16 protein-coding genes and 1 pseudogene are annotated in these 14,916 nt (G+C 63.8%); 10 read left to right on the top strand and 7 right to left on the bottom strand.

The window, feature by feature from the left end; genetic code table 11:
* Positions 1-85: 85 nt before the first annotated feature.
* The gene (locus tag RND64_RS12270) at positions 86-1,186 is read right to left on the bottom strand and encodes a tyrosine-type recombinase/integrase (RefSeq protein WP_049700766.1); all 1,101 of its coding nucleotides are present in this window, start codon (positions 1,184-1,186) and stop codon (positions 86-88) included.
* A gap of 323 nt (positions 1,187-1,509) precedes the next feature.
* Here RND64_RS12270 and RND64_RS12265 point away from each other — a divergent pair, with 323 nt between their 5' ends.
* Both RND64_RS12265 and RND64_RS12260 read left to right on the top strand, forming a co-directional pair.
* Positions 1,510-2,454, top strand: coding sequence for an AbiTii domain-containing protein (locus RND64_RS12265; RefSeq protein ID WP_049700723.1), 945 nt, complete (start codon positions 1,510-1,512; stop codon positions 2,452-2,454).
* Positions 2,455-3,010: 556 nt separating this feature from the next.
* Positions 3,011-3,580 carry a hypothetical protein gene (locus tag RND64_RS12260; RefSeq protein WP_152930153.1) on the top strand — a complete coding sequence of 190 codons (570 nt, stop codon included), beginning with the start codon at positions 3,011-3,013 and terminating at the stop codon, positions 3,578-3,580.
* A gap of 644 nt (positions 3,581-4,224) precedes the next feature.
* On the opposite strand, the gene RND64_RS12255 is transcribed toward RND64_RS12260, so the two are convergent.
* Positions 4,225-4,911: a DUF899 domain-containing protein gene (locus RND64_RS12255; RefSeq protein WP_049700720.1), complete on the bottom strand. Its 687-nt coding sequence runs from the start codon at positions 4,909-4,911 to the stop codon at positions 4,225-4,227.
* Between the two features lie 191 nt (positions 4,912-5,102).
* Positions 5,103-6,767 (bottom strand): ABC-F family ATP-binding cassette domain-containing protein, encoded by a 1,665-nt coding sequence (locus RND64_RS12250; protein ID WP_049700719.1) that lies wholly within the window; start codon positions 6,765-6,767, stop codon positions 5,103-5,105.
* 77 nt (positions 6,768-6,844) lie between these two features.
* On the opposite strand from RND64_RS12250, the gene RND64_RS12245 reads away from it, so the two are divergent.
* From RND64_RS12245 to RND64_RS12220, 6 genes and pseudogenes are all read left to right on the top strand, one after another.
* Complete coding sequence (locus tag RND64_RS12245) at positions 6,845-7,240, top strand: tautomerase family protein (protein WP_049700718.1); 396 nt, start codon at positions 6,845-6,847, stop codon at positions 7,238-7,240.
* Positions 7,241-7,319: 79 nt separating this feature from the next.
* Complete coding sequence (locus tag RND64_RS12240; RefSeq protein ID WP_049700717.1) at positions 7,320-7,901, top strand: dihydrofolate reductase family protein; 582 nt, start codon at positions 7,320-7,322, stop codon at positions 7,899-7,901.
* Positions 7,902-7,948: 47 nt separating this feature from the next.
* Positions 7,949-8,296 (top strand): VOC family protein, encoded by a 348-nt coding sequence (locus RND64_RS12235; protein ID WP_049700716.1) that lies wholly within the window; start codon positions 7,949-7,951, stop codon positions 8,294-8,296.
* Complete coding sequence (locus RND64_RS12230; protein ID WP_049700715.1) at positions 8,293-9,186, top strand: exodeoxyribonuclease III; 894 nt, start codon at positions 8,293-8,295, stop codon at positions 9,184-9,186. Before RND64_RS12235 ends, RND64_RS12230 begins: the two co-directional genes overlap by 4 nt.
* Before the next feature lie 169 nt (positions 9,187-9,355).
* Positions 9,356-9,529: pseudogene (locus tag RND64_RS23145) on the top strand (ATP-binding protein); the annotation flags it as partial.
* A gap of 50 nt (positions 9,530-9,579) precedes the next feature.
* Positions 9,580-10,188 carry an MSMEG_1061 family FMN-dependent PPOX-type flavoprotein gene (locus RND64_RS12220; RefSeq protein ID WP_049700765.1) on the top strand — a complete coding sequence of 203 codons (609 nt, stop codon included), beginning with the start codon at positions 9,580-9,582 and terminating at the stop codon, positions 10,186-10,188.
* On the opposite strand, the gene RND64_RS12215 is transcribed toward RND64_RS12220, so the two are convergent.
* The 3 genes from RND64_RS12215 to RND64_RS12205 form a co-directional block, all read right to left on the bottom strand.
* A complete protein-coding gene (locus tag RND64_RS12215) occupies positions 10,182-11,000 on the bottom strand; it encodes a DUF1684 domain-containing protein (RefSeq protein ID WP_049700764.1) in 819 nt (272 codons plus the stop codon). The two genes, RND64_RS12220 and RND64_RS12215, sit on opposite strands and share 7 nt — an antisense overlap.
* A gap of 137 nt (positions 11,001-11,137) precedes the next feature.
* Positions 11,138-11,950 carry a bifunctional hydroxymethylpyrimidine kinase/phosphomethylpyrimidine kinase gene (gene thiD / locus RND64_RS12210; RefSeq protein ID WP_049700713.1) on the bottom strand — a complete coding sequence of 271 codons (813 nt, stop codon included), beginning with the start codon at positions 11,948-11,950 and terminating at the stop codon, positions 11,138-11,140.
* A 140-nt stretch (positions 11,951-12,090) separates the two neighbouring features.
* Complete coding sequence (locus RND64_RS12205; protein ID WP_049700712.1) at positions 12,091-13,464, bottom strand: NADP-dependent succinic semialdehyde dehydrogenase; 1,374 nt, start codon at positions 13,462-13,464, stop codon at positions 12,091-12,093.
* Between the two features lie 104 nt (positions 13,465-13,568).
* On the opposite strand from RND64_RS12205, the gene RND64_RS12200 reads away from it, so the two are divergent.
* Both RND64_RS12200 and RND64_RS12195 read left to right on the top strand, forming a co-directional pair.
* Positions 13,569-13,991 (top strand): nitroreductase family deazaflavin-dependent oxidoreductase, encoded by a 423-nt coding sequence (locus RND64_RS12200; RefSeq protein ID WP_331436051.1) that lies wholly within the window; start codon positions 13,569-13,571, stop codon positions 13,989-13,991.
* A gap of 80 nt (positions 13,992-14,071) precedes the next feature.
* Positions 14,072-14,569, top strand: coding sequence for a flavin reductase family protein (locus RND64_RS12195; RefSeq protein ID WP_064861892.1), 498 nt, complete (start codon positions 14,072-14,074; stop codon positions 14,567-14,569).
* On the opposite strand, the gene RND64_RS12190 is transcribed toward RND64_RS12195, so the two are convergent.
* Entirely contained in the window at positions 14,570-14,806 is a 237-nt protein-coding gene (locus RND64_RS12190; RefSeq protein WP_064861891.1) for a hypothetical protein, read from the bottom strand. It abuts the gene before it with no gap.
* Positions 14,807-14,916: the final 110 nt, after the last annotated feature.

The raw sequence follows: 14,916 nt of genomic DNA, 5'->3' as shown, positions 1-14,916 counted from the left end.
GACGCGTCCGATCGAGTCAAACATGACTTGTCGAGATCCGTTGCGCCCGTGTTGACTTCACGCGTCAACACGCTAACGGGGAGGGTTAACTCCAGAGGCCCTGGACCAGGCCGCGGGTCCGGCTCTCGGTGCTGTGCGTGTACCGCGCTGACATCGACGCCGAGGTGTGGCCCATCAGCACCATGTGGTCGGCCAGCGTCGCACCGGCCTGCGCGAACAGGGTGGCCGCAGAGTGTCGCAGATGGTGCGGGGTGAGGTCCGGCTTGCCGATCGCCTCGGCGGCGCGCTGGAAGCTGTAACGGAACGTCGCGGCGAACACTATGGCCCCGCTGGTGGTGGTGAACACCAGACCGTCGCGGCCGGTGACGTATGTCTTGAGGTGTTCCTCCAGAGCAGGCCGCAGTCCCTCGGGTAGCGGGACGGTCCGCAACGCGGCGCGCGACTTCGGCCGATCGGTGACGAACTTCCCATCGACGCGGACCACCGCGCGCCGGACCGTGACGGCCAGCGAGTCCTTGGACATGTCGATGTCCGATCGTCGGAGCGCGGTGAGTTCGCCGAAGCGCAGCCCGCTGAAACCACCGAGCAGGATCAGGGCCTTGTATCTCGGAGTGATCTTCTCGGCCAACGCGCGGATCTCGTCGGGAGTGAGTGCGATGGGCTCGGACTTGCGGTGCTTCACGGCCGCGCGCTTGATCCGCGCCGGGTTGGCATCGAGAATCTCGTCATCGACGGCCTGATTGAGGATTGTCCGTAACAAGCTGTAGGCGTTGGCATTCCGCGTCGGGTAGTCCTCCAGACCCGCGAACCACTCGCGGATGTCGGAGACCTTGAGGGCCTTGAGCCGGTGGTCTCCCAGGCCGGGGAGGATGACGTTGTCGAGATACCCGCGATTGAGGGCTCGGGTGCGGGGCTTGTGCCGGTTGACCGTCTCGTCATGCCAACGGTCTGCGTACACCTTGAGGGTGAGTCCGCCGGTGACCTTCTCCTCGGCGCGTGTCGTCGGTGGGGTCCACTCGTCGCGCTCTATGAGACGCCTCTCGGCGGCGAGCCACGCCTCGGCGTCGATCTTCGCGGTGAAAGTGGTCGGTGCCGCATGGCGCGCGAGGTCCGGGCCGACGTAGCGGGCTTGAAACTTCTTGCTCGGCAGCTTGCGGATGCTCCCGAACGACCGTTGTCCTGCCATGCCCATGCCTCCGATTCGTGCCCACTACGTGCCCAATGAGCTTACATCGGTGCCGCTCACGTGCGCTTATGTCCGATCGGTGTTCGCCTGGTGGAGGGCACAATTGAGCAACAATCGGCAGGTCAGAGACGGTTTTGATGCCCAGATTCTCCACAGGTTCAAATCCTGTCAGCCCGACAATTGAATTAGCAGGTCAGGGGCCATTTTCGGATAGATCCGAGAACGGTCCCTGACTTGTATTTCAGGCCCATCCTGCCAAGAACCTGCCAGGGGGCAACGACGGAGTGGCGTGTTCGACGGAGTGATCGAGGGCGGAGCGAAGCATGGGCAGGCAAGAGGACGCGCTACGCGTTGCCGAGGAACTGTTAGCCGACATCGAGCTCAAGCGCCTGCAAGCATCAGAGATCGCGTTGAAGGCGAACAGAGTAGCCAGACTCGTTGGGCACCGCGATCTGACTGAGTTTCTTGAACACGAGCGAAACGGCTACCCGCTAGACGGCTCGGCTAAGAAGTGGATTGGTCGGGCGGGCCGATGGGGACCCGACAATGATGGCAAGTTCTACCCGATGCCACTTGCCAAGGTCGACGCGGGCCTTGGCAGCGCCCACGAAGCACTGGCGGCTCTGCGAGGTGGTGGAAACTACTCTGGTGACTACATTGCGATCGCCTCACGAGAGCACGACAAGCGAATCACCACCGCTTCAAGGCAAATCGCGATAATGTCCGGTATTGCCGGGCAGGTCGTTTCCACGATCTACGACTTGATCGTCGAGATTTACCACGAACTGCTTTTCAGCGAGTTGCAAGCCACGCTTTTCGGCGACACTCAAACACGGGTGGATGGGCTGCTGTCGGTCGCGAGTGGGTCTGCCCTTAACAAGATCGAACGCGTTTCGGATCGCCTGCGCGATGGAGATTCTGAATCCATCAGTCAGGCGCTCACGACGTGTCGGCGGCTGATTGACTCGTGTGCTGATCACGTTTTTCCTGCGCGGGCAGAGCCGTATGAAATGGATGGTGAGGCCAAGTTAACCGTCGGACAGCAGAACGTTCTGAATCGACTACAGGCGTACATGCATCAGCTTCAGATCCCGAAGAGCCGGCGCGACCGGCTCAGACGAACGTTGAGCGATCTCTACGGCCGGTGCTCAGCGGGGACGCACGCAGAGGTGACTGTCGATGAGGCTCGATTCGTTTTTTTGCAGACGTACGTCGCCCTCGGAGAGATTTTGACGCTGGACGGTGCTCCCGGCGACGTCCCAACCTAGTTGCGGCGTCCGTCTGGCGCCTCCGCGTGACGCGATCGCGATCGGCACCGAAATCCACCCCTGCCGCACGCAGGACACGCGGCAAGGTGGGTCTCGTCGACTAAGTTGCGACCATGGCTGATAAACCTGTGACGACCTGCCGTTTTGTGGTTGTGGCCGAGGACGGGCGGCGCTCCGCAGTGTGGCGCGTGTGGACCGGCGACAAGCGCCCCACGGATGAGGTCTACGCCGCGCCTCGACTGCGGGCATCCGAGGTGAAGTTCAGCCTTCACAGCAGCGGGTACAGGCAATTTGGGCATACCGGACCAACTCGCGGTGCGATGCGGGCTGGCGATCGCGCAGCGATTGCGCGCTGGCAACGAGTTGAGGGCACACAGCTTGGGCACTGGGACATCGCGCTCATGCTGTCGTTTGCGGACAGCGAGTTGCGGACGAGTCCCGGTGAGGTCGGCTCGAAGGTGACTCGAATCCCGGCAGCACCGGACGGTCAGCAGACAGCGTCCTAGTGCTTACCACCGAGTCGTCAGTCGATGAACCAGACTTTGGAGCGATCGCGATGTTGGATCGCGAGGTCGGTCGTCGCACGGTTGCCGTCGGCGCAATGCACTGGCCGGTCGATCCTAACCAGCCGAAACACCACGAACTTCGCTCTGAACTCTCCACGTCGATCCCGTTGGTGATTCCGGGAATTGTCAACCCTGAGCCTTTCGACCTTTGGTTTGGTGCGACTGCGGGCGGTGGTGCGCCTTTGGCTCTGGAGCTTGCTCGCGACGAGGTCGAATCACTGCCACCATTGCCTCCGTTCATCGGGGAAGTGCTGCCGTGGGATGAGTGTCCGGCTGATCAGCTTCGAGCACAGCCGTTGTTCTGCGGACTGCTGGTAATCCAAGGCGACGGCAGTCGGCAGTTGTACGTTGACCAGCGAGCGCGTTGCAATCATTCAGAACTTGGACGGTATGCCCAAGAGCTGTGTGACAAGGCCGAAACGCACGGATACGACGGGGGTTGGGGGCACTTTTCCAACGGAGATCGATGGGCGGGCATTTCTAGTCCAGTCGTTCTGGATGACCACCAGCTCGAATGGGAAGACGGCGGCGTAATTAACCCACCTCCGTTCGGTGGCTGACGGCGACTACTCTAGCCAAGTGGTCGCGACGGCCCGGCTCGTATCTGACACCCATCGACCGCTCGGCGATGGCCAAGTCTTCGTTCTCAGTGGGCGCGACGGTGTCCCGGATTGCCACGGTGTTGCGCTAGTCGTCGTCGGAGAGGTGGCGACCAGCGCCTTACCTAGACCCTCGATTTAGCCGCCGCCGAACACCCACGGCTGGCCGAGCGGAGTTCGAGCCAGCGCTACCGCTGGTCATGATCAGGTGCGCTTGTGCCGCAACCGATGCGACCGCAGCAGAGGCATGGATCACACCCGGTCGACGCTCACAGCTCTTACCAGCGTGGGCAGTCGTTCGTCGATCAGAGTCGTGATCGCGGATAACGTGATTAAGCTCGTCGAGCGCCCAAATGACGCAATCGAGCCCACTAAGTCCGATGTCGAGGCCACGGCCAAGTCGTGGACGATCGCCGAGGTAGTCCGACGCAGCGAAATCCCTTCGGGGAAGCATCGGAAGGGGTTTTCTCGTCTCCGGGATTCCGCTGGTAGCGGCCAGTCGAGTTCCGGTTGCCCATAAGCGCGGATTCCGCGCGTGGGCAACCGCAAGCGGACACCGCCAGGGAGCGGCGCGCTGTGGGAGGTCCCGCCCCTCGGCAGGTGCGCTAGTCGTTCTCGTACCGGTCGCTGAGGCGCATCCACGAGTACGTCGGTTCCTGCGGGACACCGGGTGGCGAGTTCTCCCAGTCCTCTTGACGACCAAACGGCGTGAGGTCGAGAAGGTCGAACACGAGCATGAATGTCTCCTCGCCTCGACCGAACGTCGACCACGTGTGAAATACACGGTCACCCCGGCGAAGGAAGACGCTGATCGCCTGGCGCTCCTCGCCGTCGACGGTCGCACCGAAGTCGGTGTTGAATGTGTCGCCGACGGTCGAGTACCACGGCAGCTGCCAGCCCATGCGATCCCTGAAGGCACTCAGCCGATCCAGTGGTGCACGGGAGGTCAGGACGAACGACGTCCGTCGAGCGTGGAGGTGGGAGAGCGGACCGATATGGTCGGCCATCATCGAACAGCCGTCACAGCCTTCCTCCCAGTCAGGACCAAACATGAAGTGCTGCACGATGAGTTGAGGCCGTTCGTCGAACAGGTCAAGCAGTGTCACGCGGCCATTCGGGCCTTCGAAGGCATAGTCCGAGCGCACTTCGACCATCGGCATGCGGCGTCGTGCCGCGCTGACGGCGTCCTTCATTCGGGTGAGCGCCTTCTCCTGCTGCAGCAGAACACTCCTGGCGTCGTCCCAGGTAGCGCGGTCGACGATGGGGGGCCAGTCGGGTTCGCTGCTCGTCATCGGCGCACCTCTTCCGTGCGATCACTACCGCGCTGTAACCGTGCCTCGAGCGATGCGTGCATTTTGCGTCCACCCTTCACCGTGATGTCCACCATTCAGCACCACCGGACGTCGCATTGTTCCCATTTGGGTAGATTGCCGGGAAGCCTGCCGCCAAACCGGCGCGCAACCTATCGCGGTCGCCGCCCGGATCACTCGACCGTCACGTGCCCGCCGTCGACGTGCCATCGGGTATCGATGCGCACCTTCTCGAGCATCCGACGGTCGTGGGTGACCAGTAGCAGCGCGCCGTCGAACGACTCGAGTGCCGCTTCGAGCTGTTCGATCGCGGGCAGATCGAGATGGTTGGTCGGTTCGTCGAGCACGAGTACGTTGACTCCGCGCGCCTGAAGTAGTGCCAATGCCGCGCGGGTGCGCTCGCCTGGTGACAGGTCGCCGACGGCGCGGTCGACGTGGTCGGCGCGGAGGCCGAACTTCGCCAGTAGTGTGCGTACCTGTTCGGTCGAGTAGTCGGGGACGAGTTCCTCGAACCGGTCGGCGAGCGGTTGTGGACCGGTGAATTGTCCACGCGCCTGGTCGATTTGGCCGATCGCCACACTCGCGCCGAGACTTGCCGTGCCCTCGTCGGGCGTCACGGACCCGGTGAGTAGGCGCAGGAGTGTCGACTTTCCGGCTCCGTTGGGTCCGGTGATGCCGATCCGCTCGCCGGCGTTGACCTGCAGCGACACCGGACCGAGGGTGAAGTCTCCCTGGCGTACAACGGCGTTGGCGGCCGTGGCGACGACCGAGCTCGATCGCGGCGCCGATCCGATGGTGAATTCGAGCACCCACTCTTTGCGGGGCTCGGCGACTTCGTCGAGCCGAGCGATGCGACTCTCCATCTGCCGCACCTTCTGTGCTTGCTTCTCGCTGGACTCGCTGGCCGCGCGGCGTCGAATCTTGTCGTTGTCGGGAGCCTTGCGCATGGCGTTGCGCACGCCCTGACTCGACCACTCTCGTTGAGTGCGCGCCCGAGCCACGAGGTCGGCCTTCTTCTCGGCGAACTCCTCGTACTCCTCGCGGCGGTGGCGCCGCGCGACCTCTCGCTCCTCCAGGAAGCTCTCGTAGCCGCCGTTGTAGACGGTGTTGGTGTGCTGGGCGAGGTCGAGTTCGATCACGCGAGTCACGCAGCGCGCCATGAACTCTCGGTCGTGACTCACCAGCACAATGCCACCGCGCATGCCGCTGACGACGTCTTCGAGTCGTGCTAGGCCGTCGAGATCGAGGTCGTTCGTGGGTTCGTCGAGGAGCACGACGTCGAAACGTGAACACAGCAGCGCGGCCAACCCCACGCGAGCGGCCTGGCCTCCCGACAGTCCGGTCATGAGTGCGTCTTCGGGAGGAGTGTCGCCGGTTTGAAGGCCGACGTCGGCGAGTACGGCAGGCAGTCGCTCGTCGAGATCGGCGGCGCCGGTCGCCAGCCAGTGGTCGAGTGCAGCCGAATACACATCGGCCGGATCCTCTGCGCCAGACGCCGGCGTATCGTCGGCCAGTGCTGCCGCTGCTAGCTCCATGGCCTCGCTGGCCGCGGCGCATCCTGTTCGTCGAGCGACGTACTGTGCGACAGTCTCACCGGGCACGCGCTCGTGCTCCTGCGGCAGCCATCCGACGAAGGCGTCTGCCGGCGCACGGCTGACAGTGCCTTCGAGCGGAGCGAGGCTGCCCGACAGGACCGCCAGCAACGTCGATTTGCCCGCGCCGTTGGCGCCAACGACCCCGACAACGTCGCCCGGCGCGACTGTCAGATCGAGGTGATCGAACAGCACACGATGGGCGTAGCCGCCGGCGATGTCCTTGGCGACGAGTGATGCGGTCATTGGTACATCGTCGCACTCACATCGTTGCGGCATGCTCGCCGAGTCCGCCCGTGGTGGGCAGAAGGTATCGTTTCTTGATGCCAAGCACCCAGGTCGAAGTTCGTCGGACGTACGCCCCAGAGACCGAGGCGGCGATTCTGGACGCGGTTCACGAATCCTTGGTCGCAGCGTTCGCGATCCCTGTCGAAGACAAACACGTGAGACTTGTTGTGCACGAGCCTCATCGCTTCGCGGTACCGCCGACGCTGTCCTCGCCGGAGGCGTACACCCTTGTCGTCGTCGACTGCTTTGCCGGCCGGAGCGTCGACGCCAAACGTGCTCTCTACCGAGAGGTTTCACGACGACTGGGCGTGCTCGGCATTCCGGCTGATCACATCACCGTCATCGTTCGCGACATCGAGACCACAAATTGGGGTATTCGAGGCGGACAGGCCGCCTGTGATGTGGACTTGGGTTTTGATGTCAACGTGTGAGTGAAGCGCACGCCGCCCCACGACGACGCGCGCGTGGGGAGGCGCAGTCGATCGACGTCTGTTCTGCGAGAATCAACCGATGCGCAGACTCGTCTACTACGTGGCAACGACGCTCGACGGATTCATCGCAGGACCCGACGGTGGCGACCCCTCCGGCGCCGACTTCTTCCCGGTCACCGACGACGTTGTGCAGTTCATCGTCGAGAATTATCCCGAGACGCTACCGGGGCCTGCGCGCGAAGCACTCGGAATCGACGGTGCAGGAACAGTTTTCGACACCGTCGTCGAGGGGCGTGCATCGTACGAGCTCGGTCTTGCCGCGGGTATCGACGACGCATATCCGCATCTTCGCCACCTGGTGTTCTCCACGACGCTTCCCGACAACAACTCTGGTGCGGTGGAGATCGTGCGAGAAGAACCCGCCGAGATAGTGCGCGAACTCAAACGCGAAGAGGGACTCGACATTTGGCTCGTCGGCGGCGGAACGCTGGCACATGCGTTGCTTCCCGAGATCGATAGGCTGGTGCTCAAAGTGAATCCGTCGATCATCGGCAGTGGCGTGCCCCTGTTCAACGGGCCATTCGCGCCGACCCTGTTCACCCCGGTCAACGAGACACATCTGCCCGGCGGTGTACGGGTGCTCACCTACGACCGCCGCTGACGGCAGCCCTGGCCGTCGGGCCAGGCAGTCGGTGAGAGAGTGGGAGCATGCACGTTGATCGAGTGGTTCCCAATCTCACCGTCTCGGACCTCCACCAGGCCGTTGCCGAGCATTCTGCGATTCTCGGGGTGCGCGTCCTCATGGATCACGGGTGGATCGTGACTCTGGGAGACGACGACGGGCACCAGCTCAGCATCATGACCGCCGACGCATCCGCGCCGGTCAACCCCGACGTCTCGATCTTCGTCGACGACGTCCGAGAAGCGCTCGCCCGGGCTCGTGACGCAGGAGTGGAGATCGTGCACCCGCTGACCGACGAACCGTGGGGCGTCACACGATTCTTCTACCGGGCGTCCGACGGTCGAGTGATCAACGTCGGCACTCACACGCGATGAACGACGCCGGGTCCACGTCCGACGACCGGACTGACCCGTTCACCGTGGTGTCGTTCAACGTCAACGGGATTCGAGCAGCGCGACGTCGGGGATTCGACGGGTGGTTGGCAGAACGAAATCCCGACGTCGTGGCGCTTCAGGAACTGCGCTCTCCGGCAACGGAAGTCGGAAGTTTCCCCGGCTACTCGGTGGCGCTCGACGTCGGGTCGATCGCCGGACGCAACGGCGTGGCGATTCTGACGAAGACACCACCGACCGCAGTGCGGACCTGGCTGACCGATCCGCCGAAAGCACGCGGCCTCAGCGAGTTCGCCACGCACGGAAGGTACATCGAGGTCGACCTCGCCGACCGACCGGTCACCGTCGGATGCATCTACCTACCGAAGGGCGGACTGCCCGCGCATCGTCAACGAGCAGGAGCCATGCGCGACGCACCCGACGGTGGAGTGAAGTACGAACGTAAGCAACGATTCCTGAGTGCTTTTGGTCGCGAGCTGAACCGAAATCGCCTGTCGGTCCAACGCGACGGTCGGGAATTTCTGCTCGTCGGGGATCTCAACATCGCCCACACCGAATACGACGTGACCAACTGGCGTGCGGCCCGGTCGATGGACGGCTTTCTGCCCGAAGACCGCGCCTGGTTCGACGCGGTCCTGGGGTCGCGTCGACTCGTCGACGTGGTCCGGCAGGTCTATGGCGACCGACCCGGACCGCTGACCTGGTGGAGTTGGGCGGGGGAGTCGTTCGCCAAGGACGTCGGCTGGCGCGTCGACCATCAGCTCGCCACGCCAGGTCTGGCTCGCCGCGCGGTGTCGGTGACAGTGGACAAAGAACCGTCACCGGCGCAGCGATTATCAGACCACGCGCCGCTCGTGGTGACCTATCGGTAGCGGCGATTTGTGATGCGGGTTGACGGCCGCCAGTGTGGTGCGCAGGTTTACTCGTGACGCCGACGACGCGAATGCCGCGACGGCTACAGAGAGCGCAAGCATGATCGGGTATTGCGTGACGAGCTGATCCGCCGACCAATAGTTGCAGAGCTGAAACGCTGACAGCAGCCGCGCGGACACCGCGCGCACGTCTGACCGCGATGACTCCGCGACGACTGGCGCAGGTCTGGGCCTCGCGATCGTGCGGGGCATCGTCGAAGCGCACGGTGGCACCATTCGGGCGCAGCGCACGGCCGCCGGCTTTCAACTGGATCTGGAACTGCCGACCGCCGCAGCCGGGTGACCGCGTATCGAGTTGACTGGGCATCGAGTCGCCTGGGCATCATGGAGGGTATGCAGATCACCACGCAGGCACAGTTGCGGGAGATCGTCGGACATCCGGCAGAGATCATCGCGAACAAAGCCATGTCGCAGCTGCTGTCGGCGCACATCGAGTGGCTCGCTGCGACACCGATGATCTTCCTGGCCACATCCGACGCGTCGGGGCGTGTCGATGTGTCACCCAAGGGCGACCCTGCGGGCAAGGTGGTGCACGTCATCGACGAACGCACCATCGCGATCCCGGAGCGCCCCGGCAATCGGCGGGTGGACGGCTACGAAAACCTTCTCAGCAATCCGCACATCGGCGCGATCGCGGTGATTCCTGGGCGCGGCGATACCTTGCGGGTCAACGGATCGGCACGCATCGTCGACGACGGTCCGTACTTCGATCAGCTCGCGGTCCGTGGCAAGCGACCCATCCTCGCCGTCGAAGTCGACGTCGAGGAGGTGTTTTTCCACTGCTCCAAAGCGTTTATGCGATCCGAACTCTGGAAGCCCGAGACGTGGGAACCCACCAGAGTGCCGAGCACCGCGAAGCTCGCCAAACAGGTGATGGCGGGCCTCGACGACATTCCGGACGAGGAGTTCGGAGACGAAGCGTACCGACCGTGGCTTTACTGAGCTGAGCGCTCGTACGGCGTCTTCTCGCCGGCGGTGACTTCGACATCGAGGTGGTTGCCCGCGGGCGGTAGCGGGCACGTGGCGAAGTCGATGAACGCGCACGGCAGATTGGTCGCGCGATTGAAGTCGAGCACCACACGTCCGCCGTTGCGCAGAACCTCGTCGGCAGCCTCGACGGCCAGGCTTCGATTCGCCGCGTACGTGGTGATTCCCGAGGTGGCGTCTGTGAACAGGACGCTCAGCCCGCCCTGCTTGCCGTTGAAGGCGATGAGTCGACGCTGCTGCCCGTCGTGGTCAAAGACCAGGTCACCGGGGGAGACGTACACGTGGGCCAGGCCCTCCGCGACTGCGCCGACGGTGACCGGCCGCGGCTGTTCGTATGGCTCGAACCGCGCTTCGACGACCCACGCGGGATCGGCGTCATACGCTGGCACGCCGCGAAAATTGCGCACCGTGGGCGCGTTCTCGTTGTGCACGCGGATCAGATAGCCGTCGCCGCGACGTGCGACCTCGATGTGCACATTGTCGATGTCCACAACCTCGCCCGGGCCGGTCGGTTCGAGGTCGAAATCGCGGGCGTCGAAGGACTCGCCGTCGCCTGGTCGAAGGTGGGCGGTCGGGCCGTCGAACCACCAGGTTCCCGGTAGTCCCTCGAAACGCGACGGTTGGGTGTCGAGCCATTCGAGGCGGTTGATCGACAGCCATCCAAGCGGAGCAGCGAGGTCACGCTCGCGAATGGTGTGCCACTGCTGCCATTCGTCGGCGAAGTCGCCGTCGGCTGGTGTCGTCGGGGTGGACAGTGCTCCGGTCATTCGATGCTCCCTGAGTCGTCGCGGATGTGACTCTTTCTGCAACGTCGACGACGTCGCACCCATGGCCATTCGCGTCCGCTGGGCGCAACCCTTGACGTCGAGGCAGATTGCCCTGACTCACGTTGAAAGTGTGCAGCTCAGCCCTCGAGCGCGTCCACGAAAGCGCCCTGCCACACGGTGTCGAACGGCGTGTGCGCCGACACGCGGCCGTTGATTCCCGCTGTGGTGAACTCCTTGGCGAACGCGACAGCGTCTCCGACCTCGGCGCCCTTTGCCAACTCGGCGGTTATGGCGGCAGCGAGCGTGCAGCCGGCGCCGGAGACACGCTCCGACCCGACTTTCGGCGCAGCCAGCACGGTCACGTCCGTGCCGTCGAACAGCACGTCGACGGCGTCGTCGCCGGGGAGCTCGACGCCGCCCTTCGCGATGACGTACTTCGGCCCGAGATCGGCGATCCGGCGCGCGGCCTCAGCGAGATCCTCGACGCTGGTGATCTCGTCCATCCCGGAGAGGATCTGCGCCTCGAAGAGATTCGGGGTGACCACCGTCGCGAGCGGAATGATCTTCTCCCGCAACGCGGTATCGGTGTCGAGGGCAGCTCCAGGCTCCTGCCCCTTGCAGATGAGGACGGGATCGACGACGACGTGACGCCACTCCCGAGCGGCGAGGGCGTCGGCGACGACGTCGATGGTCGCAGGCGTACCGAGCATGCCCACCTTCACCACGTCGAGATCGTGGGTGGCGGTGGCCGCTTCGATCTGGTCGGCGATGACCTGCGGTTCGACAGGGACGAACCGGTGCGCCCACCTGTTCTTCGGATCGAACGAGACGATGCAGGTGATGGTGCCGACTCCGTAGACACCCAGCTCCTGGAAAGTCTTCAGATCGACTTGGATCCCGGCGCCGCCAGTCGCTTCCGAACCGGCGATGACATATGCAAAATCAACCACTCATCAAGCCTACGACTCCGCAACTTGCGGCCTGAATTCGCCTTTCACGAGGGCGACGATGTCTGCCGCAAGCCGAGGCGGGCGCGACCGGTGCGGGCGTGTGACCCCTCACCAGACGATCTGACGATCAAGCCGCCTGATCAGGCAATCCAGACCGTCTTGATGTTGCAGAACTCGTGCATGCCGTGGGAGGTCAGTTCGCGGCCGTTGCCCGACCGCTTGATTCCACCGAATCCCAGTTCGGGATACGAGGTGGTCATGCCGTTGATGAACACCTGGCCCGATTCGATCCGGTCGATGAATTGATCCTGTTCGGCGGTGTCGGTGGTCCAGGCGTTTCCGCCGAGGCCGAAGGTGGTGTCGTTGGCGATCGCAATCGCCTCGTCGATGTTCTCGACTCGATAAAGCGCTGCGACCGGTCCGAACGCTTCGGCGGAGTAGATCTGCATGTCGTCGGTGATGTCGGCGAGGATCGTCGGCTCGTAGAACCAGCCGGGTCGCTCGACTCGGTTGCCCCCGATGAGTACCTTCGCGCCCTTGCCCACCGCGTCGTCGACGAGTTCTTCGAGATCGGTGCGTCCCTGTTCGGTGGCGAGCGGTCCGACGTCGGTGGCCTCGTCTGTGGGATCTCCGATGACGAGCCCGCGGAAGCCGTCGGTGAACGCGTCGACGAATTGGTCGTACACATCGGCGTGGACGATGAATCGTTTTGCGGCGATACAGGATTGGCCGTTGTTCTGCACTCGTGCCGTGACGGCGGTCTTCGCTGCGGCCGCGATGTCGGCGCTGGGCATGACGATGTAGGGGTCGCTTCCTCCGAGTTCGAGCACGGTGTGCTTGACCTCGTCACCCGCGATCGCGGCCACTGATCGACCCGCTGGCTCGCTTCCGGTCAGTGTCGCTGCGGCGACCCGTGGGTCGCGCAGGATCGACTCGATCATTCCCGAACCGATCAGGAGTGTCTGGAAGCAGCCCTCCGGAAAACCGGCTCGACGCAGGACGTCTTCGAGATACAACGCGGACTGCGGAACGTTGGAGGCGTGCTTGAGGATGCCGACGTTGCCTGCCATCAACGCGGGTGCCGCGAAGCGTACCGCCTGCCAGAGCGGGAAGTTCCACGGCATGATCGCCAGTACGACGCCGAGTGGTTGGTAGCGCATGTATGCGCGACTGGCGCCAACGGCCTCGGCGTCGGCGGGCTCGTCGGCAAGCATGGCGGCACCGTGGTCGGCGTAGTAGCGAAAAGCCTTCGCGCACTTCAGTGTTTCTGCCTTGGCGGAGGCAAGGGTCTTGCCCATCTCCTCGGTCATCATGGCTGCGACACCGTCCGCTTCGGCTTCGAGCAGGTCGGCGGTGGCACGCAGCCAGGTCGCCCGCTGCTCGAACGACGTCGTGCGATAGCTGGCGAATCCACTGACCGCGCGGTCGAGCGCCTCGTCGACTTGCGCTTCTGTCAGGGAATCGAACTCCCGGACAGTTTCTCCGGTCGCCGGATTGATGGTGGCAATGGCCATGTCGCTGGTCCTTCCGCGTCGGGTCCCCTTTCATGCCTACCACTCGTGATCGAAACGTTGCGCCGATGCGGAATCAGCGCGGTACGGCGAGTGTTGTGCGAGCCATGAGCGAACAACCGGAATTGAGCCCGAGCGACTGGGTACGCGATCAGACCAAGAAGATTCTCGAGCAGGGGACAACCGACGGCGTGCAGGTCGCCGATCGTCCCGTCGTGCTGTTCACCACTACGGGTGCCAAGTCGGGGAAGAAGCGCTACACACCCCTGATGCGCGTCGAGGAGAACGGCAAGTACGCCATGGTCGCGTCGAAGGGCGGGGCTCCAGAACATCCGGCGTGGTACTTCAACGTCAAGGCGAATCCGCAGATCACAGCCCAGGACGGCGACAAGGTGTACGAGCTCACCGCCCGCGAGGTCGAGGGCGATGAGCGTGAGCACTGGTGGGAGCTCGCGGTGGCCGCGTACCCGCCCTACGCCGAATACCAGACCAAGACCGATCGTCAGATCCCGGTGTTCGTGCTCGAGTGACGATATCGGCAGCTCCCGCGGGGTGATCTGCATCCCATCTCATGGACTTGAAGTGCCCTTGAGGTTTTATTGTCGACGGTATGCAGTCGCTGTCTGACGCGGTGGATGCGCGTACTGCCTTCACCACCGCGTTTCGTCTTCACCCCGCGGGAGTTGCCATTGTCGCCGCCGAGACTTCCGACGGCCTCGCGGGCCTGACGGTCTCGAGCCTGGCGTCGGTGTCCGTCGACCCGCTCGCTGTGTCGTTTTCCGTGACCAGTTCGCGGGGGAGTGCCGGTGCGGTACTCGGCGCCGACACGATCGGGATCAGTTTGCTCGACGCCCGACACGTCGACGTTGCCGACGCCTTTGCGCGTCCAGGGGCACCCAGATTCACGACGAACCAGGATTGGACGAGTTTCGAGTCGGGCGAGCCGATCCTGCGCGATGCACACGCGGCGCTGCGGTGTGTCGTCGTCGAAACGATTGCGGTGGGGTCGTCGACCCTTGTCGTTGCCGAGGTGCTCGAGACGAGGCTCGGTTCGTCGACGCAACCGCCGATGGTCTACCGCGACCGCGCTTTCCACACGCTCACCTGATCAGTCCTCGGGCAGCCCTGCGAACGTCTGCTTGATGCCCTTGTACCAACCCATCGACTGACGAGGGTGACGCCAGCGACCCTTCATCGCGTCGCGCGCGTCCTGATGTGTTGCGTCGCCGGCCTTTTCGGCATCCTTGAGATGCTGGTCCTGCGCTTTGATGATCTCGTCAGCGGTCGCGCCGTGGTGCGCTAGTCCGCAGGGGCCTCCGAGTTGCGTGCAGGTCATGGTTTTCATCGGATCTCCTCAATAAGGGGCCGTTCTTGGTGGCACGGCCGGGTCTTGGTCATCGATTTCTTGGTGCTGCATAGGGATGACGAATCGGCGACCTCGGATGTGACCGAACG

Origin of the sequence: Gordonia sp. w5E2 (assembly GCF_036540975.1) — a bacterium.
Classification (GTDB): Bacteria; Actinomycetota; Actinomycetes; order Mycobacteriales; family Mycobacteriaceae; genus Gordonia; species Gordonia jacobaea.
This window is presented reverse-complemented; position numbering and strand designations above follow the sequence as displayed.